This is a genomic window from Blastococcus sp. LR1 (assembly GCF_020166105.1).
In the GTDB taxonomy this organism is placed as follows: domain Bacteria; phylum Actinomycetota; class Actinomycetes; order Mycobacteriales; family Geodermatophilaceae; genus Blastococcus.
Genome location: NZ_JAIUJY010000003.1, coordinates 84,411 through 111,082 on the forward strand (window position 1 = coordinate 84,411; position 26,672 = coordinate 111,082).

The 26,672-nt window shown below is 72.9% G+C and carries 26 protein-coding genes; 17 read left to right on the plus strand and 9 right to left on the minus strand.

The window, feature by feature from the left end; all coding sequences use genetic code 11:
• Window positions 1-30 precede the first annotated feature (30 nt).
• Window positions 31-1,653, plus strand: a complete 1,623-nt coding sequence (locus LBW97_RS09130; RefSeq protein WP_224499106.1) for an FAD-dependent oxidoreductase — start codon at window positions 31-33, stop codon at window positions 1,651-1,653.
• A 12-nt stretch (window positions 1,654-1,665) separates the two neighbouring features.
• Here LBW97_RS09130 and LBW97_RS09135 read toward each other — a convergent pair whose 3' ends face one another.
• Window positions 1,666-2,457, minus strand: coding sequence for a crotonase/enoyl-CoA hydratase family protein (locus LBW97_RS09135; RefSeq protein ID WP_224499107.1), 792 nt, complete (start codon window positions 2,455-2,457; stop codon window positions 1,666-1,668).
• 32 nt (window positions 2,458-2,489) lie between these two features.
• Window positions 2,490-2,873: a thiol-disulfide oxidoreductase DCC family protein gene (locus LBW97_RS09140; protein ID WP_224499108.1), complete on the minus strand. Its 384-nt coding sequence runs from the start codon at window positions 2,871-2,873 to the stop codon at window positions 2,490-2,492.
• Window positions 2,874-3,048: 175 nt separating this feature from the next.
• Between LBW97_RS09140 and fabG the strand changes: the two genes are divergently transcribed.
• From fabG to LBW97_RS09155, 3 genes are read left to right on the plus strand one after another with little or no spacing between them, the layout of a single operon-like run.
• A complete protein-coding gene (gene fabG, locus LBW97_RS09145) occupies window positions 3,049-3,762 on the plus strand; it encodes a beta-ketoacyl-ACP reductase (protein WP_224499109.1) in 714 nt (237 codons plus the stop codon).
• Window positions 3,762-4,535, plus strand: coding sequence for an enoyl-ACP reductase FabI (fabI, locus tag LBW97_RS09150; RefSeq protein WP_224499110.1), 774 nt, complete (start codon window positions 3,762-3,764; stop codon window positions 4,533-4,535). The genes fabG and fabI overlap by 1 nt, the downstream gene beginning before the upstream one ends.
• A gap of 37 nt (window positions 4,536-4,572) precedes the next feature.
• Window positions 4,573-5,718, plus strand: a complete 1,146-nt coding sequence (locus LBW97_RS09155; RefSeq protein WP_224499111.1) for a ferrochelatase — start codon at window positions 4,573-4,575, stop codon at window positions 5,716-5,718.
• A gap of 192 nt (window positions 5,719-5,910) precedes the next feature.
• Here LBW97_RS09155 and LBW97_RS09160 read toward each other — a convergent pair whose 3' ends face one another.
• From LBW97_RS09160 to LBW97_RS09170, 3 genes are all read right to left on the minus strand, one after another.
• Window positions 5,911-6,561 carry a hemerythrin domain-containing protein gene (locus tag LBW97_RS09160; protein ID WP_224499112.1) on the minus strand — a complete coding sequence of 217 codons (651 nt, stop codon included), beginning with the start codon at window positions 6,559-6,561 and terminating at the stop codon, window positions 5,911-5,913.
• A 136-nt stretch (window positions 6,562-6,697) separates the two neighbouring features.
• A complete protein-coding gene (argG, locus tag LBW97_RS09165) occupies window positions 6,698-8,149 on the minus strand; it encodes an argininosuccinate synthase (RefSeq protein WP_224499113.1) in 1,452 nt (483 codons plus the stop codon).
• Window positions 8,150-8,193: 44 nt separating this feature from the next.
• Window positions 8,194-8,931, minus strand: a complete 738-nt coding sequence (locus LBW97_RS09170) for a hypothetical protein (protein ID WP_224499114.1) — start codon at window positions 8,929-8,931, stop codon at window positions 8,194-8,196.
• A gap of 108 nt (window positions 8,932-9,039) precedes the next feature.
• On the opposite strand from LBW97_RS09170, the gene LBW97_RS09175 reads away from it, so the two are divergent.
• Together LBW97_RS09175 and LBW97_RS09180 are read left to right on the plus strand one after the other, a co-directional pair.
• Window positions 9,040-9,477: an NfeD family protein gene (locus LBW97_RS09175; protein ID WP_224499115.1), complete on the plus strand. Its 438-nt coding sequence runs from the start codon at window positions 9,040-9,042 to the stop codon at window positions 9,475-9,477.
• Window positions 9,478-9,555: 78 nt separating this feature from the next.
• Window positions 9,556-10,791, plus strand: a complete 1,236-nt coding sequence (locus LBW97_RS09180) for an SPFH domain-containing protein (protein ID WP_224499116.1) — start codon at window positions 9,556-9,558, stop codon at window positions 10,789-10,791.
• Between the two features lie 49 nt (window positions 10,792-10,840).
• Here LBW97_RS09180 and LBW97_RS09185 read toward each other — a convergent pair whose 3' ends face one another.
• Window positions 10,841-11,803 carry an RNA polymerase sigma factor SigF gene (locus tag LBW97_RS09185; protein WP_224499117.1) on the minus strand — a complete coding sequence of 321 codons (963 nt, stop codon included), beginning with the start codon at window positions 11,801-11,803 and terminating at the stop codon, window positions 10,841-10,843.
• The gene (locus LBW97_RS09190; RefSeq protein ID WP_224499118.1) at window positions 11,800-12,291 is read right to left on the minus strand and encodes an ATP-binding protein; all 492 of its coding nucleotides are present in this window, start codon (window positions 12,289-12,291) and stop codon (window positions 11,800-11,802) included. The genes LBW97_RS09185 and LBW97_RS09190 overlap by 4 nt, the downstream gene beginning before the upstream one ends.
• 285 nt (window positions 12,292-12,576) lie before the next feature.
• Here LBW97_RS09190 and LBW97_RS09195 point away from each other — a divergent pair, with 285 nt between their 5' ends.
• Window positions 12,577-14,343, plus strand: coding sequence for a SpoIIE family protein phosphatase (locus LBW97_RS09195; RefSeq protein ID WP_224499119.1), 1,767 nt, complete (start codon window positions 12,577-12,579; stop codon window positions 14,341-14,343).
• A gap of 58 nt (window positions 14,344-14,401) precedes the next feature.
• A complete protein-coding gene (locus LBW97_RS09200) occupies window positions 14,402-15,412 on the plus strand; it encodes a DNA topoisomerase IB (protein WP_224499120.1) in 1,011 nt (336 codons plus the stop codon).
• A gap of 67 nt (window positions 15,413-15,479) precedes the next feature.
• Here LBW97_RS09200 and LBW97_RS09205 read toward each other — a convergent pair whose 3' ends face one another.
• Entirely contained in the window at window positions 15,480-15,878 is a 399-nt protein-coding gene (locus LBW97_RS09205) for an STAS domain-containing protein (RefSeq protein WP_224499121.1), read from the minus strand.
• 262 nt (window positions 15,879-16,140) lie between these two features.
• Window positions 16,141-16,554 (minus strand): hypothetical protein, encoded by a 414-nt coding sequence (locus tag LBW97_RS09210; RefSeq protein WP_224499122.1) that lies wholly within the window; start codon window positions 16,552-16,554, stop codon window positions 16,141-16,143.
• 188 nt (window positions 16,555-16,742) lie between these two features.
• On the opposite strand from LBW97_RS09210, the gene LBW97_RS09215 reads away from it, so the two are divergent.
• The 9 genes from LBW97_RS09215 (at window position 16,743) to LBW97_RS09255 (ending at window position 26,631) form a co-directional block, all read left to right on the plus strand.
• Window positions 16,743-17,318 (plus strand): DUF1360 domain-containing protein, encoded by a 576-nt coding sequence (locus tag LBW97_RS09215; RefSeq protein WP_224499123.1) that lies wholly within the window; start codon window positions 16,743-16,745, stop codon window positions 17,316-17,318.
• A gap of 151 nt (window positions 17,319-17,469) precedes the next feature.
• Complete coding sequence (locus LBW97_RS09220) at window positions 17,470-18,462, plus strand: Ku protein (protein WP_224499124.1); 993 nt, start codon at window positions 17,470-17,472, stop codon at window positions 18,460-18,462.
• A 1-nt stretch (window position 18,463) separates the two neighbouring features.
• Window positions 18,464-19,432 (plus strand): non-homologous end-joining DNA ligase, encoded by a 969-nt coding sequence (gene ligD, locus LBW97_RS09225; protein WP_224499125.1) that lies wholly within the window; start codon window positions 18,464-18,466, stop codon window positions 19,430-19,432.
• A complete protein-coding gene (gene ligD, locus LBW97_RS09230; RefSeq protein WP_224499126.1) occupies window positions 19,429-20,358 on the plus strand; it encodes a non-homologous end-joining DNA ligase in 930 nt (309 codons plus the stop codon). The genes ligD (LBW97_RS09225) and ligD (LBW97_RS09230) overlap by 4 nt, the downstream gene beginning before the upstream one ends.
• Window positions 20,359-20,402: 44 nt before the next feature.
• A complete protein-coding gene (locus tag LBW97_RS09235) occupies window positions 20,403-21,917 on the plus strand; it encodes an HNH endonuclease signature motif containing protein (protein ID WP_224499127.1) in 1,515 nt (504 codons plus the stop codon).
• Window positions 21,918-22,030: 113 nt separating this feature from the next.
• Complete coding sequence (gene purU, locus LBW97_RS09240) at window positions 22,031-22,906, plus strand: formyltetrahydrofolate deformylase (protein WP_224499128.1); 876 nt, start codon at window positions 22,031-22,033, stop codon at window positions 22,904-22,906.
• A 143-nt stretch (window positions 22,907-23,049) separates the two neighbouring features.
• Window positions 23,050-23,559 carry a Fur family transcriptional regulator gene (locus LBW97_RS09245; protein WP_224499129.1) on the plus strand — a complete coding sequence of 170 codons (510 nt, stop codon included), beginning with the start codon at window positions 23,050-23,052 and terminating at the stop codon, window positions 23,557-23,559.
• Window positions 23,556-25,217 (plus strand): catalase, encoded by a 1,662-nt coding sequence (locus LBW97_RS09250; RefSeq protein WP_224499130.1) that lies wholly within the window; start codon window positions 23,556-23,558, stop codon window positions 25,215-25,217. Before LBW97_RS09245 ends, LBW97_RS09250 begins: the two co-directional genes overlap by 4 nt.
• 115 nt (window positions 25,218-25,332) lie before the next feature.
• Window positions 25,333-26,631, plus strand: coding sequence for an aromatic acid/H+ symport family MFS transporter (locus LBW97_RS09255; protein WP_224499131.1), 1,299 nt, complete (start codon window positions 25,333-25,335; stop codon window positions 26,629-26,631).
• Window positions 26,632-26,672: the final 41 nt, after the last annotated feature.

Here is a 26,672-nt window from a genome sequence, read left to right on the forward strand (position 1 = left end):
TCGGGGCCGGCCGGGCAGGGGGTCGGCCCGATGACCTACGTCATCACGCAGAACTGCTGCAAGGACGCCAGCTGCGTCTCCGTCTGCCCGGTCAACTGCATCTCGCCGCTGCCGGGCACGCGGGCCTACGACGTCGAGCCGATGCTCTACATCGACCCCGAGGTCTGCATCGACTGCGGCGCCTGCGCCGACGCCTGCCCGGTGGACGCGATCGTCCCGGCAGACGTGCTCAGCGAGACCGAGCAGGTGTACGCCGACCTCGCCACCGGCTACTACGCCCGCTCGGAGCGGGAGGCCGTGGCGGCCGGTCCGCTCTTCCACGACTGGAACGCCGCTCGCTACGACTGGATCCTGCCCAGTGACTTCGCGGGGCTCGACGTCGCCGTGGTGGGCACCGGCCCGGCCGGTCTCTATGCGGCCGAGCTCCTGCTGCTGCACACCCGGTCGACGGTCACCCTGATCGACCGGCTGCCGGTGGCCGGCGGGCTCGTGCGCTACGGCGTCGCCCCCGACCACCCGAGCACCAAGCGCATCGGGTCCGCGCTCGGCCGGCTGTACGACCATCCGCGGGTGCGGTTGGTGCTCGGCGTGGACGTCGGCACCGACGTGCCGGTGGAGGAGCTGACCCGGAACTTCGACGCGGTGATCTACGCCGTCGGCGCCGCCACCGGCCGGCGGCTCGAGGTGCCCGGCGAGGACCTGCCCGGCGTGCACTCCGGACCGGAGTTCGTCGGCTGGTACAACGCCCACCCCGACGTGCCCGCCGGCGACGTCGAGCTGGCGAGCGAGCGGGCGGTGGTGGTCGGCACCGGGAACGTGGCGCTGGACATCGCCCGCATCCTGAGCAGCGATCCCGAGGACCTGGCGCGCACCGACATCGCCGACCACGCGCTGGCGGCGCTGCGCAGCTCGCCGGTGCGCGAGGTCGTCCTGCTCGGCCGCCGCGGCCCGGAGCACGCCGCCTACTCCGCACCCGAGCTGCTGGCGCTGCGCCGGATGCCGGGGGTGGAGCTGGTGGTCGACGACGCCGATCCGCGGACCAGCGAGGCCATCGACAACGCACCTGACGGCAGCTCTGCGGCGCTGCTCCGCGGACTGCGGCGCACGTCGGTCGACACGGCTTCGGCGCCCGAGCCGGGACGGCGGATCGTGCTGCGCTTCGCCAGCAGCGTGGCCGGCGTCCTGGGCGACGACACGGCGCGCGGCGTCTGCCTCGTCGACGGCACCGAGGTGCTCGGAGCACCGGTCGTCAGCGCCATCGGCTACGGCGGGCGGGCGGTTCCCGGGCTTCCGTTCGACGCCGCGAACGGCACCGCGCCGCACGAGGCCGGCCGGATCTCCGGCTCGCCCGGCACCTACGCCGTGGGCTGGTTCAAGCGCGGCTCGTCCGGCGGCATCGGCGACAACCGGCTGGATGCCGCCGAGACCGTCCGCACGCTGCTGGACGATGCCTTCGCCGGCCGGTTGCCGAAGTCCGCGGGCTCGCCGCGCTCCTTCGTGCGAGCGGCGAAGCGCGCCCGGCCGGACGTGCTCGGCGCCAAGGAGCTCGCCCGCATCCTGGCCGCCGAGCAGGAGCGCGGCCGGGCCGACGGACGTCCCGCGGTCAAGCTGGCGAGCGTCGAGGAGCTGGTGGCGGCCGGGCTCAGGCGCTGAGGCCCGTCGTCGTCAGGCGCTGCCCAGCCGGCGCCTGACGACGGCGGCCTGCTCGGGCGAGCCGATGAGCGCGCCGATCTCGGTCTGCTCCGCGGCCAGGCCCTCGGCGAGCGGCACCCGGCCGGCGAGGTCGAGCAGCCGCTTGGTCGCGCGGGTCGCGGTGCGGCTGTGCCCGGCGATCTCGCCGGCCAGCTCGAGCGCGGCGGCCAGCGGATCGGCGACCTCGCGCGTGGCCAGCCCGATCCGGGCCGCCTCGGTGCCCGAGATCCGCCGGCCGGTCAGCGCCAGCTCCTTGGCGACGTCCCGGCCCACCAGCTCGGGCAGCAGCTGGGTTCCGCACATGTCCGGGCAGATGCCCCACTGGATCTCCATCAGCGACAGCTGCGCGTCGGGGGCGACCAGCCGGATGTCGGCGCCGAGGGCGATCTGCAGGCCGCCGCCGAAGGCGACGCCGTGCACCGCCGCGATCACCGGGGCGGGCACCAGCGACCACACGTGCACGACCTGCTGGGCCAGTGCGCCGGCCGCACCCAGCGGCTCCCGGGGCACGACGACGCGGTCGCCGCCCCCGTCGGCCATCGCGGCGAACGAGCCGAAGTCCAGGCCGGCGCAGAAGGCGCGGCCGGCGCCGGTCAGCACCACCGCGCCGACGTCGTCCCGGTCCATGAGTTCGGTGCCGGCCGCGAGGATCGCCTCGAACATCGCCGGGTCCAGGGCGTTCATCTTCTCGGGCCGGTCCAGCAGGACGGTGGCCACCCCGTCGGTGACCGTGAGCGCGACGCGGGAGGAGACCTCGGTGTCCATGCCCGCTGTCTACGGTCGGCGGGTCCCCGCTGTCAACGAGCGGGCGGAGCCTGGGGGACGCGGCAGGCGGCGGTCCCGCCGGGCAGCCGGTACCGGTTGGCCGCCACCAGCCGGTAGATGACGGGCGCGACCCAGCGGATCGGTGGCAGCGACAGCAGGAGCCCGAGCAGCGCCCAGAACCCGCCGGCGGCCCGGAGCGTCCGGGCGACGGCGGGCGCGCCGCCGGTCACCGCGCCCTCCCGGTCGACCCACAGCACCTCGGTCTGCGCCCGCTCGGCGGTGAAGCCGGCGGTCGCCAGGTCCACCTGCTGCCACGGGACGACGCCGGTGTCGGCGGGGAGGATCCTCCGGGCGAGCTCGGCGCTGCGGCTGCAGAAGGCGCAGTCGCCGTCGAACACGAGAGCGGGACGCTGCACGGCCACCTCCGGATCGATCGGACGCGGCAGTCTCGCAGAACGCGCCGCGCTTCCGGGACCCGCGATCGAGCGCGTCGCGAGAGGGAGTGATCACTTACTCGCCGGTAGCCGGTGCGACCTGCCCGCAGGCGTTAGGTTCGGCAGCGACAAGGTCGTCGGCAGGGGAGTGCGCGCGGTGAGTTCGAGCGGCAGATCGGTGCTGGTGACCGGCGGCAATCGCGGGATCGGGCTGGCCATCGCCCGCTCGTTCGCCGAGCAGGGCGACTCGGTGGCGGTCACGCACCGTGGCAGCGGCGCCCCCGACGGGCTGTTCGGCGTGCAGTGCGACGTCACGAGCACCGAGGACGTCGACCGCGCATTCAGCGAGGTCGAGGCGCACCAGGGCCCGGTCGAGGTGCTGGTCAGCAACGCCGGGATCACCCGCGACGGCCTGCTGATGCGGATGAAGGAGGACGACTTCACCGACGTCCTCGACGCCAACCTGACCGCCGCCTACCGGGTGGCCAAGCGGGCGACGCCGAAGATGGTGCGCGCCCGCGCCGGCCGGATGATCTTCGTGTCCTCCGTCGTCGGCCTGCTCGGCTCGGCCGGCCAGACGAACTACGCGGCGTCGAAGGCGGGGCTGGTCGGCCTGGCGCGCTCGATCGCCCGCGAGCTCGGCAGCCGCAACATCACGGCCAACGTCGTCGCCCCCGGGTTCGTGACCACGGACATGACGGCGGAGCTGCCCGAGGCGCGGCAGAAGGAGATCCTCGGGCAGGTGCCGCTGGGGCGGTACGCGGACGCCGACGAGGTGGCCGGAGTCGTGCGCTTCCTGGCCGGCGACGCGGCGGGATACATCACCGGGGCGGTCGTCCCGGTCGACGGCGGACTGGGAATGGGGCACTGATGAGCGGCATCCTCGAGGGCAAGAAGGTCCTGGTGACCGGCGTCCTCACCGAGGCCTCGATCGCCTTCGCCACGGCGCGGCTGGCGCAGGAGCAGGGCGCCACCGTCGTCCTCTCGAACTTCGGGCGCGCGCTCTCGCTGTGCCAGCGGATCGCCAAGCGGCTGCCGCAGGAGGCCGCCGTCGTCGAGCTCGACGTGACCAGCACCGAGCACCTCGGCTCGCTGGCCGGCCGGCTCCGCGAGGCCGGGTTCGACTCGCTGGACGGCGTCGTCCACTCGATCGGCTTCGCGCCGCAGGAGGCGATGGGGGAGGGCTTCCCCGAGGTCGCCTGGGAGCACGCCGCGACGGCGTTCCAGGTCTCGGCCTGGTCCTACGCCTCGCTCACCCAGGCCTGCCGCCCGCTGCTGGCCAACCCCTCCTCGGTCGTCGGCCTCACCTTCGACGCCACCGTCGCCTGGCCGGTGTACGGCTGGATGGGTGCGGCCAAGGCGGCGCTGGAGTCCACCTCCCGCTACGTGGCCCGCGAGCTGGGCCCCGAGGGCGTGCGGTCGAACATCGTCGCCGCCGGTCCGCTGCGCAGCATGGCGATGAAGTCGATCCCCGGCAGCAAGCAGTTCGAGGAGGCATGGGAGGGCCGTGCACCGCTCGGCTGGTCGGTCACCGACACCGAGCCCGCGGGCAAGGCCGTCGTAGCCTTGCTGTCGGACTGGTTCCCGGCCACCACCGGCGAGATCGTCCACGTCGACGGTGGGTTCCACGCCGTCGGCGTGTGACTGCATCCAGCGCCACCCAGCAACAGGAAGAACCCACGTGCCCCGCGCCATCGTCGACATCACCCCTGCCGATCAGCGTCCCGACCAGGACCCGTCGCTCGCCGTCCGCAACAACGGCGGCGTCGAGCCGTCGACCGCGCCGGCTCCGGCCGGGCGCCGTGAGGCGCTGCTGCTGCTGTCGTTCGGCGGCCCCGAGGGTCACGACGACGTCATGCCGTTCCTGGAGAACGTCACCCGTGGTCGCGGCATCCCGCGGGAGCGACTCGAGGAGGTGGCCGAGCACTACCACCACTTCGACGGCGTCAGCCCGATCAACGACCAGAACAAGGCGCTGATCGCCGCGCTCGAGGCGGAGCTCCGGTCCGCCGGCATCGACCTGCCGGTCTACTGGGGCAACCGGAACTGGGCGCCCTACGTCGAGGACGTGTGGCAGCAGATGGCCGACGACGGCATCCAGCACGCCTACGTCCTGGCGACGTCGGCCTACGCCTCGTTCTCCGGCTGCCGGCAGTACCACGAGGACATCGCCCGGGCTCGCGCCTCGCTGACCGGATCGGCCGCAGCTCCCGGCGGCCCGACCGCGGAGAAGCTGCCGCACTACTTCGACGCCGAGGGCTTCGTCCGGGCCAACGCCGACGCGCTGGTCGAGGCGCTCGCGCACATCCCCGCTGAGCTGCGGGACGGCGCCCGGCTGGTCGCGACGGCGCACAGCATCCCGGACTCGATGGCCGCCGTCGCCGGGCCGCAGGGGCACGCCTACGAGGCCGAGCTGACCGAGACCGCCCGCCGCGTGGTGCAGATGGCCGTGCCGGGCCGGGACTTCGACCTGGTGTGGCAGAGCCGCTCGGGCCCGCCGTCGGTGCCCTGGCTGGAGCCCGACGTCAACGACCACCTGAAGGCGCTCGCCGCGGCGGGGGAGAAGGCCGTCGTCCTCTTCCCGGTCGGCTTCGTCAGCGACCACCTCGAGGTCATCTGGGACCTCGACAACGAGGCCCGCGAGACCGCTGCCGAGCTCGGGCTGGCGTTCGGCCGGGCCGCGACGGCGGGCACGCACCCGGACTTCGTGACATCGCTGGTCGGCCTGCTCGCCGAGCGCCGGGCCGGGGGCGAGCCGCGGCTGGGCACCAACTGCCCGGCGTCCTGCTGCTTCACCCCGCCGCGTCCGCCCCGCCCCACCGCCTGACGCCCGCCCGCACCCGCACGCCGCCGCACCCGCAGGCCGACGCACCCGCACCCGCACGCCGACGCACCCGCTCTGCGCACGGAACTCGCGCTCTGGCCATCCTGCAGGACGGCCAGAGCGCGAGTTCCGGCACAGAGCTGCCGAGGGCGGTGGCCGGAGGCGTCGGCTCGGAGCGGCGGGTGGCGGGCGGGGTCAGTGGCGTGAGGTCTGCGGCTCCCAGCAGGGCGCGATCTCGCGGGTGTAGCGCCGGCCGAACGTCCGCGTGAGCACGGTGACCACCGGTGGCGGGATCGTCGACCGCAGGAACTGACGCTCGGGGTCGCCCATGCCGTCGGTGAGCCAGGCGAAGAAACGGCCGGTCTCGCCCAGCGGCCGGCTGCGCAGCTTCTTCTCCACCGCCTTCCACTGCGCCGAGTCGTGGTGGGGTGCGAGCTGCGGCTCGAGCTCGTCCTCCTCGTGCCGCAGGTGCTGCTCGACGATCTCCTGCGTCCGCCCGACGCTGGCCTTCGCGCCGAGGGCATCGGCCGTCGAGCCCGTGGCAGCCAGCGAGTCCAGCGCGGTGGAGGTCTGCGCGAGGGTCTCGGCCATCGCCTCGTGCTCGGACTCCATCGTGGCGAGCAGCTCGGCATCGACGCCCACCGAGGCGAGCATCGGCCAGATGTGGGTGTCCTCGGACACGTGGTGGTGGTGCAGCTCGGCGTGCAGGTTGGCGAAGGCCCGCGCCAGCTCCGTGCCGCGACCGCGGTCGCCGTCCTGCCAGTCGTCCAGCGCCGTCGAGAGACGCTGCAGGTCCCGCCGTACCGCGGCGTGGATCACCCGGTTCATCGTCATCGGCCCAGCCATGGAGGAACGCTAGACCCGCCGCGCGCCCGCGGGGACCCTTCCGGCCGCGCCTCGAACGCACTCTGCGCACGCAACTCGCGCTACTGACGTCCTGCAGGACCCCAGAGCGCGAGTTGCGTGCGCAGAGCGTCGTCGACTAGTCGGTGCCGGACTCCATCGCCGCGCGGTCGAGCAGCTCGTCGTGCTGGGAGACCGTGCCGCGCGACGCGATCGCCTCCGCGCCGCCGGCCTCGGAGGCGTCGATGAGACCGGTGGACGCCGCCTGCGCGGCCCCGATCGCCGCGTGCGAGGCGGTTCCGCCGACCATGCCGATGCGGGCGTACTGCTCCAGCCGCGCCCGGGAGTCGGCGATGTCGAGGTTGCGCATCGTCAGCTGGCCGATCCGGTCGACCGGGCCGAACGCGGAGTCCGACGTCCGCTCCATCGACAGCTTGTCCGGGTGGTAGCTGAACGAGGGGCCGGCGGTGTCGAGGATCGAGTAGTCCTCGCCCCGGCGCAGCCGCAGCGTCACCTCGCCGGACACGGCCATGCCGACCCAGCGCTGCAGCGACTCCCTGAGCATGAGCGCCTGGGGGTCCAGCCAGCGGCCCTCGTACATGAGCCGGCCCAGGCGGCGGCCCTCGGAGTGGTAGGTGGCGAGGGTGTCCTCGTTGTGGATCGCGTTGACCAGCCGCTCGTAGGCGATGTGCAGCAGCGCCATGCCCGGGGCCTCGTAGATCCCGCGGCTCTTGGCCTCGATGATGCGGTTCTCGATCTGGTCGGACATGCCGAGCCCGTGCCGGCCGCCGATCGCGTTGGCCTCGTTCACCAGGTCGACGGCGGTGTCGAACTCCTTGCCGTCGATGGTGACCGGGCGGCCCTGCTCGAAGCCGATGGTGACGGTCTCGGGGGCGATCTCCACCGACTCGTCCCAGAACTTCACGCCCATGATCGGGTCGACGGTCTCGATGCCGGTGTCGAGGTGCTCGAGGGTCTTGGCCTCGTGCGTGGCGCCCCAGATGTTGGCGTCGGTCGAGTAGGCCTTCTCGGCGCTGTCGCGGTAGGGCAGGCCATGGGCCACCAGCCACTCCGACATCTCCTTGCGGCCGCCGAGCTCGGTGACGAAGTCGGCGTCCAGCCAGGGCTTGTAGATCCGCAGGCCCGGGTTGGCCAGCAGCCCGTAGCGGTAGAACCGCTCGATGTCGTTGCCCTTGTAGGTGGAGCCGTCGCCCCAGATCTGGACGTCGTCCTCGAGCATGGCGCGCACCAGCAGGGTGCCGGTGACGGCGCGGCCCAGCGGCGTGGTGTTGAAGTAGCTGCGCCCGCCGGAGCGGATGTGGAAGGCGCCGCAGGTCAGCGCGGCCAGGCCCTCCTCGACCAGGGCGGCGCGGCAGTCGACCAGGCGGGCGAGCTCGGCGCCGTAGGCGGTGGCGCGGCCGGGCACCGAGCCGATGTCGGGCTCGTCGTACTGGCCGATGTCAGCGGTGTACGTGCAGGGCACCGCCCCCTTGTCGCGCATCCACGCGACCGCGACCGACGTGTCGAGACCACCGGAGAAAGCGATGCCGACGCGTTCGCCGACAGGGAGGGACGTGAGCACCTTGGACACGAGCACAAGTATGCATGGTCATGCATGACCATGCAGAAGCGGGGTCAGCGGGGGACGGCGTTGTACGCCGCGGTCACCGCCTCGCGCACCGCGGTGGACAGCGGGCGGAGCGCCGCGTCCCGCTTCGCGGCCTGCGCGTGGTTCACCGCGGCACCCGGCGCATCGGTCGCCGCCAGGTCGAGGACGGCGGCCAGCCGCAGCGCCCGGCCGAGGATCGACAGCGCCAGCGGGTCGTGGTCATCGGGCAGCCCGGGCGCCGACATCGGGCGGGCCATGCCTGCGAGCAGCGCGGGCACCTCGGGGTGCCAGCGGGCGAGGTCGAGCTCGGCCAGCGTGCGGGCGGACTCGGTCACCGCCAGGTCCAGCGCGCCGGAGGCCGCCCGGAGCGTGCCCTCCACGGGCGGGGGAGGGGGTGCGACGCCGTCCAGGACGTACGCCGTCCAGTCGACGACGTCGTTGCCGAGGTGCTCCGGCACCAGGACCACCCGGTCGCCGACGGCGGCCTGCCCGGCCTCCAGGGCGACCGGCGCCAGCCCGGGGACGGCGGGGAGTCCGCGGACGTCGCCGGGGGCGGGCAGCACCAGCCGAACCCGCCGCTCGCCCAGCACCCGCACGGCGGTGAGCGCCTCGCCCAGCGGAACGGCGCCGTCGGTGCCGGGCAGTCCGCTCACCCGGTGGGCGGAGTCGCCGGTGATGGCGTCGAGGGCGTCGTCGAAGGAGGCGCGGCCGGTGAGCCAGGCGGTCGTCCACACCGCGAAGCGGCCGGCGGGGAAATCGTGCACGGCAGCGAGGCTACGGCCGTCGCGGGGGCGGTCGCGGAGACCACCGGTGTTGTCCCAGGTGGGTCACGATGGGTGAGACGAGGGCCACCCGTCTGCCAGACTCCGGACATGGCTGCCTGGCTGATCTGGCTGATCGGTGCCGTCGCGCTCGCCTTCGGCGAGGTCCTGACGCTCGATCTCGTCCTGCTCATGCTCGCCGGCGGTGCGCTCGGCGGGCTGACCGTCGCCCTGGCGGGCGGCCCCGCGGTGCTCCAGGTGGTGGCGTTCATCGCCGTCTCCGGCCTGCTGCTCGGCGGCGTCCGGCCGCTGGCCAAGCGCCACCTGGAGAACCGGACGCCCCTGCAGCTCGACGGCATCGACACGCTGATCGGGAAGACCGCGAAGGTCACCCGGGACGTCGACGTCTCCGGTGGGCGCATCCAGCTGGGCGCCGACGAGTGGACCGCCCGCAGCCAGCACGGCGGCGAGACCTTCGCCGTCGGCGCCACCGTCCGGATCCTCCAGGTGGACGGGGCGACGGCGGTCGTCGGTGACGCGCTGGAGTGAACATGACGCCGGGCGGCTGACCCGGCGGACCGGACCGGGCAGGATCTGCCTGGACCCCCCGAGGAAGGGAGCCCCGCCGTGGAATCGGCCCTCATCGCACTGCTCGTTCTCGCCGCCCTGGTGATCTTCGTGATCGCCAAGAGCGTGACCATCGTTCCGCAGGCGCAGGCCAAGGTCGTGGAGCGGCTGGGCCGTTACAGCCGCACGCTCTCGCCCGGCCTGTCGATCCTGGTGCCCTTCGTCGACCGGGTGCGCGCGACCATCGACCTGCGCGAGCAGGTCATCTCCTTCCCGCCCCAGCCGGTCATCACGGCCGACAACCTCCAGGTCGGCATCGACACCGTCCTGTACTTCCAGGTCACCGACCCGCGACTGGCCGTGTACGGCATCGCGAACTACATCACCGGCATGGAGCAGCTGACCACCACCACGCTGCGCAACGTCGTCGGTGGCCTGAACCTCGAGGGCGCGCTCACCGGCCGCGACGGCATCAACTCGCAGCTGCGTGACGTGCTGGACGGAACCACGGGGCCGTGGGGACTGCGCGTGGCCCGCGTGGAGATCAAGGCCATCGACCCGCCGGCCTCCATCCAGGACTCGATGGAGAAGCAGATGCGCGCCGATCGCGACAAGCGCGCGATCATCCTCACCGCCGAGGGCGCGCGGCAGTCGGCCATCACCACGGCCGAGGGGCAGAAGGCGGCGGCGATCCTGTCGGCCGAGGGCATGAAGCAGGCCGCGATCCTCGAGGCGGAGGCGGAGCGGCAGAGCCGGATCCTGCGCGCCGAGGGTGAGCGCGCCGCGCTGTACCTGCAGGCGCAGGGTCAGGCGAAGTCGATCGAGACGGTCTTCCAGGCCATCCACGACGGCAAACCCGACCAGGGGCTGCTGGCCTACCAGTACCTGCAGACGCTGCCGCAGATCGCGCAGGGGGACGCCAACAAGATGTGGATCGTGCCCAGCGAGTTCAGCAAGGCGCTCGACGGGCTGGCCAACCTCGGCGGCGCCGGCGAGGGCAAGTCCTGGATGGACGTCCCGTCGCCCGGAGACGGCGGGCAGGGCAATGGGGGCAACGGCTCTGCCAAGCCGGGGCTGGACACCAGCAGCTGGTTCGAGTCGCAGCTGCCCCGCGCGGCCGACCAGCCCGAGGCGAAGATCGAGCTGTCCAGCATCACCGACAGCGCTCCGGCGATTCCGACGCCGCCGCCGCTGTCGCAGGTGAAGGCCGACGTCCAGGAGAGCGGCCCGGCCGCCGACCCCGCCGTCCGGCAGCAGTTCGACGTGCCGGACCAGGGCGAGGCCCCGCAGCGCTGACGCCGGACGCACGACGGGCCGGCACCCCGAGGGGTGCCGGCCCGTTGCGTCAGTCCTTGAGCAGGCCCTCGCGGAGCTTGGCCAGGGTCTGGCTGAGCAGCCGGGAGACGTGCATCTGAGAGATGCCGATGTCCGCGGCGATCTGCGACTGGGTCATGTTGCCGAAGAACCGCAGGATCAGGATGCGGCGCTCCCGGGCCGGGATGGTGGCCAGCAGGGGCTGCAGCGACTCGCGGTACTCCACCCCCTCCAGCGCCGCGTCCTCCTCGCCCAGCGTCGCCGCCAGGGTGGGGGAGTCGTCCTCCCCGGAGAGCCGCTCGTCCAGGGAGCTGCTGCGGTAGGCGTTGGCCACGGCCAGCCCCTCGAGCACCTCCGCGCGGGGGATGCCCAGGTGCTCGGCCAGCTCCGACGGCGTCGGCGCCCGGCCGTTCTTCTGGGCGAGCTCGCCCACCGCCGAGTTCAGCGACAGGTGCAGCTCCTGCAGCCGGCGCGGCACCCGCACCGACCAGCCCTGGTCGCGGAAGTGGCGCTTGATCTCGCCGGTGATGGTCGGCACCGCGAAGGACAGGAACTCCACGCCGCGGGTCGGGTCGAACCGGTCGATGGCCGCGATCAGGCCGAGGGTGCCGACCTGCAACAGGTCGTCGAAGGGCTCACCGCGGTTGCTGAACCGGCGAGCGAAGTGCCGGACGAGGGGCAGGTGCTCCTCGACCAGGATCTCGCGCAACCGTTCGCGGCGCGGGTCCTCCTTCTCCAGCGTGGCCAGCTCCGCGAACAGCGGTGCGGTCCGCTCCGCCCGCTTGCGGTTCTCCGACATCGGGACGACCTCGGCCACCACGTCGGGCTCGGCGACGGGCGCGTCGGCGACCGGCACGTCGACGGCCGGCTCCTCGCTCACCGCCTCGGCGGTGTCGTCAGAGGTGGTCGCGGCCGGCGTCGTCGGGTCCGCGTCCTCGCCCGGGCGGGCGTCCAGCGGCTCCTCGACGGAGTCGGTGGCAGCGGACGGGGTCACCGGGCCACCGATACGGTCTGGTCGCTGCCCACCCCGGTGGGGTGCTGACCGGGCAGGTACTTGTCCATCGAGATGACGCCGACGGATGCCTGGCTGCCGTCGCCGGCGGGCACGTCGGCCTGCGTCGAACGCCGGCCCTCGACCGCGTCGACCAGGGCCGCGAGGACGGCCCAGCCGAAGCCGTCGGTCGGCACCTCGGTGCCGTCGGCGGTGGGAACCCAGGCGTCGATGTGCAGGCCGGTCCGCGTCGTCTCGAAGACGACGGTCAGGGGCGCGTCGCCGTCGGCGATCGTGCTGAGCGTCGCGCAGGCCTCGTCCACGGCGAGGCGGAGGTCCTCGACGGCGTCCAGGTCGTAGTCCATGCGCATCGCCAGGTCACCGGCCATGGCGCGGACCGCAGGCAGCTGGGTCGCCGTGGTGGGCACGCGCAGCTCCAGCCGTTCCGGGCGCCGCGCATCCTGCGCGAGGGGGCCCCTCGAGTCGACCATCCGTCGTCCGCTCCTTCGTTCCCGGCGCGCTCGACCCTCGAGCCGCGGCGGTCCATCCTGTTCCCGGGGCGCGACCCCGGTGGGGCCGGCCGTCGTCCGGGTCACTGCACAAGGGGGCTGGTTACCCCCGGCTGCAGGGCCCGGAAACGTGCTCAGCGCCACCGGGTGGAACCCCTGGGGCGCGGTTGCCGCACCCCTCACCCTGCTGTTTCCTGGCCCGAGATGAGCGTCAGTTCCGGCAGTCTGCCACCCGCGTCCGGCGGCCCCCTTGACGAGGGGTCCGCCGTGCTGGTCGCCGCCCTGGAGGCGGCTCCGCAGGCGATCTTCTTCCTCAGGGCAGGCGCGTCGGAACCGCTGTGGCGCAATGCCCGGGCCCGGGCGCTGTCCGTGGGTGGCGACGGCCTGCCGCAGATCGCCGGCCGGCCGGTCAGCGACGCCGTGGAGGCGGCCGTGCGCAACGGCCGCGCCGAGACGGTGCTCGGGCCGCTCGGTTCGGGTGGGCCGCAGACGTCGGCCGTCGCACGCCCGCTCACGGTCGACGGGGAGGCCGCCGCGATCGTCGTGCTGGAGGAGATCCACGGCGACGCCGCGGACGACCTGCACCGCGCGCAGCTCGCACTCCTGCCGCCGTCGCTGCCGATGCTGCCGGACCTGCGGCTGTCGGGCAGCTACCACCGCGCCACCGACGCCTCGGTCGCCGGCGGCGACTGGTACGACGCCGTGCCCCTGGGCAAGGGGCGGCTGGCCCTCGTCGTGGGGGACGCCGTCGGCCATGGGGTCGCCGCTGCCGGAGCCATGAGCCGGCTCCGCGGGGCGCTGCGGTCCACCCTGCTGCGCGAGAGCGAGCCCGGGGCCGTCCTCGCCACCCTGGACGCCTTCGCCGCCGAGATGGAGGACGTGGAGGGCACCTCCATCTTCTATGGCGTCCTGGACGCCGCCACCGGACGCCTGGTCTACAGCGCCGCCGGCCACCCCGCCCCGCTGGTGGTCGGGTCCGACGGCGCCATCGCGTGGCTCGAGGTGACGCCGCGGCCGCCGCTGGGCAGCCTGCCCGGCGCCCCGTCGCCGGTGCACGAGGACGTGCTGCCGCACGGTGCGACGCTGGTCCTGTTCTCCAACGGCGCCGTCATGGGGACCGACGAACGCCCCGACGAGGCGCTGGACCGGCTCGGCGAGGTGTCTCGCGAGGTGCTGGGCCGCTCCGGGAACCTGGACGCCGAGACCGCGGCGGGGCTGGCCGACGCCGTCGCCGAGGGCGTTCGTCGTCCACACGGCTGGCTCGACGACGTCGCCGTCCTCGTGGCGCACCGTCGGGCGAGCACCCAGGACTCCCTGCGGCTCGACCTCACGGCGGTGCCGCAGGCCCTGCCGGGCGTGCGCCGCCGGCTGACCGCATGGCTGACCGAGCTCGGCATGGGCGAGCAGGACCGGGTGGGGGTCATCGTCGCCGTCGGCGAGGCCTGCGCCAACGCCGCCGAGCACGCCTACGCGGGCGCCGAGCCGGGGCCGATGTCGGTGACCGCGGAGGTCGACGTCGACGGCGTCCTCACCGTCACCGTGCACGACGAGGGCACCTGGCGGCCACCGGACCGCGACCCCGGTGACCGCGGGCGCGGGCTGCTGATCATGCGTCAGCTCGTGGACGGCGTGACCCTCGTGGAGGACCACGGGACGACTGTCACCCTGAGCTTCAGGTTGAGGCAGACCCCGGACGCCGACCTTGACCAGCCGCGTGCCAGCGAGGGCGTGGAGGTCGTCGTGGACCGCGAGGGGGAGCGGCCGGTCGTCCGGGCCCGCGGGGCGATCGACTCGCTGTGCGCCGAGCAGCTGCGTATCCGCCTGCTGGAGGCGAGCCACGGCGGCGCGATCCCCATGGAGCTGGACCTCAGCGGGGTGAGCCTGTTCAGCAGCGCCGCGGTGCGGGTGGTGCTGGCGATCGCGCGCATCGCCCGGGACGAGAACTGGCGCCTGGTGGTCCACGCGCCCGCCGGCGGGGTGACCCGGCACGTGCTCGAGATCAGCGGGCTGGACGGGTTGGTCGACCTGCGCTGAGGGGTGACCCCGGGACGCCCCGCGTTTGCGGAACGCCTCCGGTGCTCATCCACCGCCCGTGAGACTGCGGCGGAGCAACGTGCACGGCCCCGGCTACACGCGCCGGCGCGCAGGGCGGGGCTTCGCCTACCGCGACCTCGACGGCTCGCTCATCAAGGACGACGAGCGGCTCGACCGGATCCGCGGGCTGGCGATCCCACCGGCGTGGAAGGACGTCTGGATCTGCCCCTGGCCCAACGGACACATCCAGGCCACCGGCGTCGACGCGGCCGGCCGCCGCCAGTACCGCTACCACGACCAGTGGCGCGCGCGGCGGGACGCGGAGAAGCACGAACGGGTCCTGGAGATCGCCCGGCAGCTGCCGGACGTGCGGGACGCGGTGAAGGCGGCGCTGCGGACCCGCGGCCTGAACCGGGACCGGGTGCTCGCCACGGCCATCCGGCTGCTCGACCTCGGGGCCTTCCGCATCGGCAGCGAGCAGTACGAGGAGGAGAACGGGACCTTCGGGCTGGCCACGCTCAAACGGGCACACGTCTCCGTGCGTGGGGAGCGCACCTTCTTCTCCTACGTCGCCAAGGGTGGGATCGAGCGCGAGGTGGAGATCACCGACCGGCCGGTGGCCACCGTCGTCCGGCAGCTCCTGGAGCGGCCCGCCGACGCGGGGGAGGACCTGCTGGCCTATCAGACCGAGGACGGCTCCTGGCGGGACGTCGTCAGCACCGAGATCAACACCTATCTGAAGGAGATCAGCGGCGCCGAGATCTCCGCCAAGGACTTCCGGACCTGGACGGCGACCGTCCTGATGGCCGCCACGCTGGCCGAGGTGCCGCCCCCGGCCTCGAAGACCGCCCGCAAGAAGGTGGTCAGCGCGGCGTACAAGCGGGTGAGCGAGCAGCTGGGCAACACGCCGGCGGTGTGCCGGGCGAGCTACGTGGACCCGCGCGTGGTCGACCGGTTCGAGCACGGCGAGACAGTGGCGCACGTCCTGCGGGACGCCGAGGAGGCCGACGCGGACCGGGACACCCAGAAGGTGCTGGAGCAGGCGGTCTGCCAGCTGCTGTCGGCCTAGACACGACGAAGGCCCCCGCCGGATGTCCGGCAGGGGCCCTCGTCGTCCGGCCCCGGAGGGCCGTCGTTCAGCGTGCGGGGCTCTCGGCGATCGTGAACAGGTCGATCAGACCGGTGACCTCGAGCGGCCGGGTGACGGCACGCGTCGTGGCGATGAGGCTCAGCGCCACCTCGCGGCTGCGGGCGGACTTCTGCGTCTCGACCAGCACGGCGAGGCCGGCCGATCCGAGGAACTGGACGCCCGACAGGTCGATGACCAGTTCGCGCGGCGACTGCTCGAGCTGGGTGTCCAGCGTCGAACGGAGCACGGGGGCGGTGAAGGTGTCCACCTCGCCGACGACCGTGACGGTGACCGCGCCGTCCTCACCGGTGGAGGTCGAGAGCGTGATCACGTCGTCGAACGGGGCCTCGGTGCCCTCGGTCGACACGTCGGGCTGCCCCTCGGCGGGCAAGTCGGAAGTGGTCACGGAACAGTGGCTCCTCTCGGCGGCACCCGGACGGGGGACCGCCCGGACAATCTACCGCTGTGCGCGTCGGCGGCTGGGAAGCCCCCGGTGCGCCGGTGATCGAACGTGTGTCGTGCCGGACCTCGGGCCCAGCACGGCGGCTACCTGCTGAACCGCTGACCCAACGTAGACAACCTCCCGCGCGCGCGCCAACCCGCCCCCCGGGGACACACCCGTGAGGATGGGTCCGGGAAGCGGGTCGGCAGAGAAGTTCGGCCGGAACTCAGCCGTCGATGATGTGCACCGCGCTCTCCTCGGGGCCCTCGCCGCCGATCGGGACATCGGCGGTGGCCTCGATGTCGTCGGCGGTGCGGTTCGTGCCCGAGTCGCTGAACGGGGTCGTGGAGGTGTCCTGCTCGAGCTGGGCGTCGGCACGGTTCGGGTCCTCGGCGGGGCGCACGTCCAGGGCGCCGTCCGGGATCTCGCGGTCCAGCCGACCCGACAGGGACTCGCCCTCGGACTGCTCGAAGGCGGTGGTGCCGAAGTCGGCGCTGGCACCCGGCTGCTCGCCGGGGAGCGCCTCGAACTGCGGGTCCTCCGCGCGCTCCATGGTGGGCGAGTCGTCCTGGGCGGTCTCGGGGATGCCGCCGTCCTCGGGGAAGACGTCGCGCGCGGTCTGACCCTCGGGCTGCGTCATGCGGTGCCTCCGTCTCTGCGCCTGTGCGCGGTGTTCGTCATGGCGTCCTCGCGGACGCGGGAGCCGGTCGGGGGACCGGCGTCGTGTTCCCGCCCTACCCGGGTGCCGCACGGGCATGCGCCGGTGTGCGACGGCGCACTCCCGGCGGTTCGCGGTATGGCGGGGCGCCAGCGGGGTAGCGGCACTCCATGGCGATCGCAGACGAGGTTCAGCGGGTCGGGGCTCCCATCCGCCGGTGGGCCCGGACCCAGAAGCGCGAGTACACCCAGGGGGAGGCGCGGCCTCTCGGCGCCGACCTCGGTGCCATGGGCGTCTACGTGAGCCTGGTGGCCGGCGGTGCCGCCGCGGTGCGGGCCTCCGGGAAGCGGCTGCCGGAGCGGATCCCGTTCGGCGACGCCGCGTTGCTGACCATCGCCACCTTCCGGCTCGCCCGCCGGATCGCCAAGGACCCGGTGACCGCACCCCTCCGGGCGCCGTTCGTGAAGTACGAGGGGACGTCGGGGCACGCGGAGGTCGCCGAGGAGGTCCGCGAGCACGGCGGGGCCAAGCACGCGGTGGGGGAGCTCCTCACCTGCCCGTTCTGCCTCGCGCAGTGGGTGGGCACCGCCTTCGTCTTCGGTTACGTGACCGCGCCCCGGGCCACCCGGCTGGCGGCGCTCACCATGACCACGGTCGCGGGCTCCGACGTCCTCCAGTTCGTCTACGACGCCATCCAGAACGGGGCCCTGGCGCCCTCGGAGGAGCCGGCCGGCGTCCAGGCCTGATCTCAGGCCTGATCTCCGGGCCTGTCGCCCGGAGGGGGGAGCCCGCGGGCCGTCCGGGCTGCCGTCGGGACCGCTCCGGACCTATCCTGCGATCTTGACCCGGCCTCGGGTCTGGAGCGTCCGGACTCGCCGGGCGCGAGGGAGGAGCGTCATGCGATCGATCTGGCGTGGCGCCGTGTCGTTCGGCCTGGTCAGCATCGGCGTGAAGCTGTACTCCGCCACCGAGGACAAGGACATCCGCTTCCACCAGGTGCACGCCGCCGACGGCGGCCGGGTGAAGTACAAGCGCGTCTGCTCCGTCGACGGCGAAGAGGTCGAGTACGCCGACATCGCCAAGGGGTACGAGCTGCCCAGCGGCGAGGTCGTGATCCTCACCGACGCGGACTTCGACGAGCTGCCGCTCACCACCCGCCGGGAGATCGAGGTCCTGGAGTTCGTCGACCAGGCCGAGATCGACCCGATCATGTTCGAGAAGACGTACTACCTGGAGCCCGACGGCGCGGCCGCCCGTCCGTACGTGCTGCTGCGCGACGCCCTGGAGAACGCCGGTCAGGTGGCGATCACCAAGATCGCGCTGCGTCAGCGGGAGTCCCTGGCCGCGCTGCGGGTGCGTGACGGGATCCTCGTGATGCACACGATGCGCTGGCCGGACGAGATCCGTCGTCCCGACTTCGCCTTCCTCGACGAGGACATCTCGGTCCGCCCGCAGGAGCTGAAGATGGCCGAGGCGCTCATCGGCTCCATGACGGCGTCGTTCGACCCGGGCGAGTTCACCGACGAGTACCGCGAGGCCATGACCGCGCTGCTGGAGGCCAAGCAGAGCGGCGGCGAGGTCACGCAGGCTCCCGAGACGGCCGAGGACGACGGCGCCTCCGTGGTCGACCTGATGAGCGCGCTGCGCCGCAGCGTCGAGCGGGCCCGGGGCGGCGCTGCCGACGACTCGGGTGACGACGACGCCGAGGCGCCGAAGAAGACCGCCACCCGGAAGGCCGCGCCGAAGAAGGCCGACTCCGAGGACGAGGCCCCGGCGAAGAAGGCTCCGGCCAAGAAGGCCGCCGCGAAGAAGGCGGCTCCGGCCAAGAAGACGTCCGCGAGCGCCGCCGGCGACAAGCCGCCGGCCAAGCGGGCCCGCCGCAGCGCCTGAGGTGGCGGCTCCCGAGCCGGCGAACCTCCCGCTGCCGATGCTGGCGGTCCCCGGCGAGCTGCCCGGTGACGACGGCGCGTGGGGCTACGAGTTCAAGTGGGACGGCGTCCGCGCGCTCGCGGGCGTGCGGGACGGGCGGCTGACGCTCGCCTCCCGCAAGGGCACCGACATCACCGTCCGCTATCCGGAGGTGTCGCGGCTCCCGACAGCGCTCGCCGGACGGAACGCCGTCGTGGACGGCGAGGTCGTGATGATGGACGCGCAGGGCCGCCCGGACTTCGGCGCGCTGCAGAACCGCATGCACCGCACCGGGCCGGAGGTGCCGCGGATGGCGGCGGCCGCGCCGGTGACCTACCTGGTGTTCGACCTGCTCGCGCTGGACGGCGAGGACCTGCGTGCCCGCCCGTACGCCGAGCGACGCGCGCTGCTCGACGAGCTCGCGCCCGCCGGAGGTCGCTGGATCCTGACGCCGTGGTTCCCGGGGCACGGGGCGGAGGTGCGGGCGGCCAGCGAGGAGAACGGCCTGGAGGGCGTCGTCGCCAAGCGGCTGGACTCCCCGTACCGCGAGGGCGCCCGCAGCCCCGAGTGGCGCAAGATCAAGAACTTCTTCACCCAGTCCGTCGTCGTCGGTGGCTGGCGGCCGGGCCAGGGGCGGCGCGAGGGCACGATCGGCTCGCTGCTGGTCGGCGTCCCGGACGACGAGGGCCGGCTGGTCTACGTCGGCCACGTGGGCACCGGCTTCACCGACCAGGCCCTACGCGATCTGCAGCGGCTGCTGACGCCCCGGGCTTCGGCGCCGTTCGACGGCGCGCTGCCGCGGGAGGTGACGCGCGACGCCCACTGGGTCGAGCCGGACCTCGTCGGCGAGGTGGCATACGCGGTGTGGACCGCGGACAACCGGCTGCGGCACCCGTCCTGGCGCGGGGTCCGGGACGACCTGGAGCCCGATGACGTGGTGAAGGAATCGTGAGTCCCGCCAAGCAGCGGGTGGAGATCGGCGGGCGGCAGCTCGGCGTCTCCAACCTGGAGAAGGTGCTCTTCCCCGAGGTCGGCTTCACCAAGGCGCAGGTCATCGACTACTACGTGCGGATCGCGCCGGTGCTGCTCCCGCACGTCGCCGGTCGCCCCGTCACCTTCACCCGCTGGCCCGACGGCGTCGAGGGGCAGGCGTTCTACGAGAAGAACAGCGCCCGGCACGCGCCCGAGTGGGTGCGCCGGGTGACGATCCCGAGCCCGGGCAGCTCGCGCGGCCGGGAGACGCTGGACATGGTCGTGCTGGAGGACGTCCCGGACCTGGCCTGGGCGGCGAACCTCGCGGCGCTCGAGGTGCACGTGCCGCAGTGGCAGGTCGACGACGACGGCGAGCCGCAGCTGCCCGACCTGCTGGTGCTCGACCTCGACCCGGGCCCGGACACCGGCATCCTCGAGTGCTGCGTGCTGGCCGAGCGCCTGGGGGAGCGGCTGGAGGCCGACGGCCTGGACCCGGTGGTGAAGACCTCGGGATCCAAGGGGATGCAGGTGTACGCGCCGATCGAGGTGGCCGACCGCGAGCACCCGAGCCGGTACGCGAAGCAGTTGGCGCAGGAGCTCTCCGCGGAGACGCCGGACGACGTCGTCTGGCGGATGGAGAAGGTGCTGCGGCCGGGCAAGGTGCTGGTCGACTGGAGCCAGAACAACACCGCGAAGACGACGGTCGCGCCGTACTCGCTGCGGGCGCGGGCGGGGGCCACGGTGTCGACGCCGATCGGCTGGGACGAGGTCGACGCCGTGCGCGACGGCTCGCTGGATCCGGCCGCGCTGCGGTTCACGACCGATCAGGTGCTGGCGCGGGTGGAGGAGTACGGCGACCTGTTCGACGTCGCGGGTGCCCGGCGCGCCCCGCTGCCCGAGGTCTGACGGAGGTCTCCGAAACTGTCGTACGTCGAACGTATGTTCGGGTCATGTCGACGGCCGGTGCGGAGCGCTCCCTCGTGGAGGGTGCGGTGCTCGGCTGGATCCTGGACCAGCCGCCGTCCACGGCGCGCGTGCCGGTGCCGCTCCTGACCGCTGACGAGGTGGCGGTCGAGCTGAAGCGGCTGCAGGCCCGCAGGGCGATGGACGCCGCCTACGAAGCAGAACTCGTCATGGCACTGGCCGGGAAGCGGCCGGACACCGACGACCCGCCGCCGGGGCATCCGGGCGCCCGCCGACGGGGAGGGGGCTCGCCGGTGCCGGGAACGTCGGAGTTCCTGCCCGACGAGCTGGCGGCCCCGCTGAACTGCTCCCGGTCGTTCGCCGCCGGCGTGCTCGCCGATGCGCACCAGCTGGTCGACAGGATGCCGTCGGTCTGGCAGGCCTGCGCCGATGGCGCCCTGGACTGGCACCGGGCGCGGATCTTCGCCGACGTCCTGGGGTCCGCTTCCGATGACGTCGTCGCCGCAGTGGTGCCGCAGCTCCTGCCGGGAGCGGCGAAGCTGTCCGCGGGCCAGTTGCGCCGGCGTCTGATCGCCGCCGCCATCGCAGTCGACGAGGAGTTCGCCGAGCAGCGACGCCAGGAGGCCGAACGTCGCGCCGGGGTGCGGGCGTATCCGACCGCGGACGGCATGTCGGTGCTGGCCAGCGAGATGCCGTCTGCGGTGACGGCTGCCATGTGGTCGGTCATCGACCAGGCTGCGCAACTGGCTCGCACCGCCGGGGACGACCGGCCGATCGGGGTGCTGCGCGCCGAGGCGCACGCGGCCCTGGTGCTCGACCCGGCTGGTGGTGCGGGTCCGGCCTTCACCGGCCACGTCACGGTTCTCGCCCCGCTGCCGTTCCTTCGCGGCCCCGGGGCATGCCGCACCGCGCCGGAGGCGGCACCCGAGAGCGGGCCGACGGTGAATGGCATCCCGATCACGGCGGCGCACCTGCGCGAGCTGATGGCCGAGATCGGTGCGCTCGGAGTGCAGGCGCCCCCTGGCGGAAGTCTCGCGGTGGCGATCACCGACGAGTACGGAGTGCTGCTGGCCACCGCGACGCCGACCGAGCTGACCCGCCTGGCCGCCCGCGGCTGCAGGGTCCACGGCCGGGAGGCGGCGTGCGAGTGCCCGCTGCTGGGTAGGCCTGCCGATCAGGCGGGATACGACCGGTCCGCGGCGCAGGAGCGATTCCTCCGGTTGCGGGACCGCACCTGTCGCCACCCCGGGTGTTCGCGGGCTGCCGGTCGCACCGACCTCGACCACGTGGTGCCGTACGACTGCGGTGGACGGACCAGCTGCGACAACTTGTGCTGTCTCTGCCGCACCCACCACCGTCTCAAGACCTTCGCCCGCGGCTGGCGCTTCGTCCTGTCGCCGGACGGCACCCTCTCGGTGACCACACCGTCGGGGATCACCCGCACCACACGACCACCGGGCCTGAGCGAGCGCCGACGGCAGCGCGCACTGCCGGCTCCGGCCCCGCCACCCCTCGTGGACGAGACACCACCACCGTTCTGACATCCGCCCCGGTCCGAGATCTGTCCAGCTCTGACGCCCGCCGTCGCGGAGCCGCGGAGTCTCTTCCGCCTGCGGCGAGAGTCGTGGCACGGAGGTCTGGGACGATCTTGCTCATGGCCTCCGCGCAGAACCTCCGGTCCACCGACGCCGGGCGGCTCGTCGTCCGCTGCCCCGACCGCCCGGGCATCGTCGCGGCGATCAGTGGACTCATGGCCGAGGTCGGCGCCAACATCACCGACTCCCAGCAGCACTCCTCGGACCCCAGTGGCGGCACGTTCACGCTGCGGCTGGAGTTCGTCCTCGAGGGCCTGGCCGGCCGGCGCGCGGAGCTGGAGGCCCGGCTGGGCGAACTGGCAGGGGAGTGGCAGCTGACCTGGCGGCTGGTCGAGGCGACGCACCGCCCGAAGGTCGCGGTGTTCGTCAGCCTCACCGACCACGTGCTGCAGGAGCTGATCTACCGGGTGAGCGCCGGTGACCTGCAGGCCGACATCGTCGCCGTCGTCTCCAACCATTCCGACCTCGAACCGGTGGCGACCGCGGCCGGCATCCCCTTCCACCACGTTCCGGTGACGCCGGAGACCAAGGCGGAGGCCGAGGCGCGGGCCCTGGAGATCGTGGCCGACGTCGACCTCGTCGTCCTGGCGCGCTACATGCAGATCGTCTCGCCGGAGTTCTGCGCGCGGTTCCCGGAGCGGCTGATCAACATCCACCACAGCTTCCTGCCGGCGTTCGTGGGCGCCAACCCCTACCGGGCGGCGCACGACCGCGGCGTGAAGCTCATCGGCGCCACCGCGCACTACGTGACCGCGGAGCTCGATGCCGGCCCGATCATCGAGCAGGAGGTGGCCCGCGTGGACCACCGCGCGAATGTGGAGGACATGCGTCGCGTGGGCCGCTACGTCGAGCGTCAGGTGCTCGCCCAGGCCGTGACGTGGCACGTGGAGGACCGGGTCATCGTCGAGGGCCCGCGCACCATCGTCTTCGCCTGACCGCTCGGTGATCAGGAGACCTGATCATCGGGCGTCCTGGCTCAGTGCCGGTCGTGAGCCAGGATGCGGAGCGATCAGGTGAGCTGATCATCACGGAGCCCTTTTCTTGACCAGTTCAAGAAAGGGGCGAATGATGATCAGCGATGGAGACGACCAGGGAACACGAGTTGCGGGAGGCCGGGCTGCGCGTGACGCGGCCCCGGTTGGCCGTGCTCGGTGTCCTGGCCGACCACCCGCACGCTGACGCGGACACCATCGTGACCGCCGCCCGGGAGCAGCATCCGTCGCTGTCACCGCAGGCGGTCTACGGCGTCCTCAAGGCGTTCGTCGGCGCGGGCATCGCCCGCCGGATCGAGCCCGCCGGCGCCCCCGCGCTGTTCGAGCTGCGGGTGGGCGACAACCACCACCACCTGGTCTGCCGCTCGTGCGGCGCGATCGCCGACGTCGACTGCGTGGTGGGCGCGTCCCCGTGCCTGAAGCCCTCGGACGCGGCCGGCTTCGTCGTCGACGAGGCCGAGGTCGTCTTCTGGGGAATGTGTCGCGACTGCCAGGTGGAGGCAGCAGCAGAGTCAGTGCAGATCGAAGAGCGCCATCTGAACGAAGAGCACGACATGATCGAAGAGCACGACATCCGAGAAGGAGCACGCGCATGACCGACGTCGCATCGCAGGGCCCGGCACCGAGCGAGGCCGACCGCCCCGTCCTGACCAACCGTCAGGGCCACCCGGTCTACGACAACCAGAACCAGAGGACCGTGGGCGCCCGAGGACCGGCGACCCTGGAGAACTACCAGTTCCTCGAGAAGATCAGCCACTTCGACCGCGAGCGCATCCCCGAGCGCGTCGTGCACGCTCGCGGCATCACCGCGTTCGGCTACTTCGAGGCCGACGGCACCGTCGGCGACGAGCCGGTCAGCAAGTACACCCGCGCCAAGCTGTTCCAGGAGAAGGGCAAGCGCACCGATGTCGCGCTGCGCTTCTCCACTGTGGCCGGCGGCCGTGACTCCTCCGAGTCCGCTCGTGACCCCCGCGGCTTCGCGGTGAAGTTCTACACCGAGGACGGCAACTGGGACCTCGTCGGCAACAACCTGGGTGTCTTCTTCATCCGGGACGCCATCAAGTTCCCCGACTTCATCCACTCGCAGAAGCCGGACCCGGTGACCTTCGAGGCCAACGTCGCCGAGCGCGCGTTCGACTTCTTCAGCCAGACCCCCGAGGCCATGCACATGATCTCGCTGGTCTTCAGCCCCCGCGGCACCCCGGCCAACTACCGGAACATGCAGGGCTTCGGCGTGAACACCTACAAGTGGGTCAACGCCGCCGGTGAGACCGTGCTGGTCAAGTACCACTGGTACCCCAAGGAGGGCGTGAAGTCCTGGGGCGCCGCGGACGCGTCCGCCGCGCAGGCCAAGAGCCTGGGCACCCACACCAAGGACCTGCACGACTCGATCGCCGCGGGCGACTTCCCGCAGTGGGACCTCTACGTCCAGATCATGAGCGACGACGAGCACCCGGAGCTGGACTTCGACCCGCTCGACGACACCAAGACCTGGCCGCAGGAGCTCTTCCCGGTCCGCAAGGTCGGCACGATGACCCTCAACCGGATGCCGGTGGACAACTTCACCGAGAGCGAGCAGATCGCGTTCGGCACCGGCGTGCTGGTCGACGGCCTGGACTTCTCCGACGACAAGATGCTCGTCGGCCGGACGTTCTCCTACTCCGACACCCAGCGCTATCGCGTCGGCCCGAACTACCTGCAGCTGCCGGTGAACGCGCCGAAGGGCAAGGTCGCCACCAACCAGCGCGACGGCGCGATGGCCTACGGCGTGGACCGCGCGGAGGGCACCAACCCGCACGTGAACTACGAGCCGTCGATCCTCGGCGGCCTGCGCGAGGCGGAGTACCCGAGCCACGACGAGCAGGGTCCGGTCATCACCGGCCGGGTCACGCGCAAGCGGATCCCGCGCACGAACGACTACCAGCAGGCCGGCGAGCGCTACCAGCTCTCCGAGCAGTGGGAGAAGGACGAGCTGGTCGCCAACCTCGTCGGCGCCCTCGAGCAGTGCCGCCGCGACATCCAGGAGCGGATGGTCTGGCACTTCTTCATGTGCGACGACGAGTGGGGCCAGCGGGTCGGCGACGCCCTGGGCATCTCCGCGGACGACGTCCGGGGCCTGGAGCCGCTGCAGTCCCAGACGCTGGACGAGAGCGAGCTGGCCCGTGCGGCCAACCTCGGCAAGAACGGCCCGCGGGACGTCACTGGCAAGGACATGACGCACTGCGTGCCGAACGAGCACGTGACCGTCGCCTGACGATCAGCAGCTAGCAGCACCGCACGGCGGGCCGCGACCGGGAACCCCGGTCGCGGCCCGTTCGCGTTCCCGGGCCAGGGCGGCGTGACGGCCGACACGGACCTACCGTTTCCGCGTGAGCACCTCGCCGACATCCGCCCCGACCACCGCGCGCGCCGCGGGCTGGGTGGGCCCCCTCTGCTGGATCGCCGTCCTGCTCGACGGCTTCGACCTCGTCGTCGTGGGCACCGTCGTGCCGACCCTGCGGACGCCGGAGGTGTGGGGGCTCAGCGGCAGCGGCGCGACGGCGGTCATCACCGTCGGCCTCGTCGGCATGATGATCGGCGCCCTGACCATCGGCACGCTCACCGACCTGATCGGCCGGCGCAAGGCGCTGATCGGCGCGGTCATCTCGTTCTCGGTCTTCACGCTGCTCTGCGCGTTCGCGCCCAACGCCGAGGTGTTCGGGGTGCTGCGCTTCCTCGCCGGGCTGGGGCTGGGTGGCTGCCTGCCGACGGCGATCGCGATGGTCAACGAGTTCTCCCGCGCGGGCCGCAGCGGCCGCGCGACCACCACGATGATGACGGGCTACCACGTGGGCGCGGTCGCCACGGCGGCGCTGGCGATCGTGGTCATCCCGGAGTTCGGCTGGCAGTGGATGTTCGTGATCGGGGCGCTGCCGGCGCTGGTGCTCGTGCCGGTGATGATCGCCAAGCTCCCTGAGTCCGCGGCCTTCCTCGTGGCGCACGGCCGTCGCGCCGAGGCCGAGGAGGTGGCCGCCCGGTACGGCCTGGAGCTGGAGCAGCCCGAGGCGCCCGTCGCGGTGGGCGCGGGGGAGACCAGCGCGGGTGGGGCCGCGGCCACGCTGCGGACGTTGTTCGCGTCGGCCTATCTGCGCAACACCATCGCCGTCGGCGTCACCTCGTTCATGGGCCTGCTGCTCGTCTACGGCCTGAACAACTGGCTGCCGACGATCATGCGGGAGGCCGGCTACGACCTCGGTGACTCGCTGGCGTTCCTGCTCGTGCTCAACGTGGGCGCCGTCGTCGGCCTGCTGGTCGCCGGCGCCGTCGCCGACCGGGTGGGCGCTCGGCTCGCCGGCATGGCCTGGTTCGCCGCGGGTGCGGTCTTCCTCGGGCTGCTCTCGGTCGAGCTGCCCACGGCGGGTCTCTACGCGATGTGCTTCGCCACCGGCTGCTTCGTCTTCAGCGCCCAGGTGCTCGTGTACGCGTTCACCAGCGCCCACTACCCGCCGCAGGTGCGCGCCACGGCGCTGGGCTGGTCGGCCGGCGCCGGGCGCACGGGGGCCATCGTCGGGCCGGTGATCACCGGCGCACTGGTCACCGCCGGGATCGCCTTCCCGTGGGGCTTCTACCTGTTCGCCGTCGTCGGCGTGCTGGGCGCGCTGGCGTTGAGCATCACGCGGTCCCGCTGAGCTGAGAGCGGGGAACACGACGCAGCGGCTCAGCTCAGCGG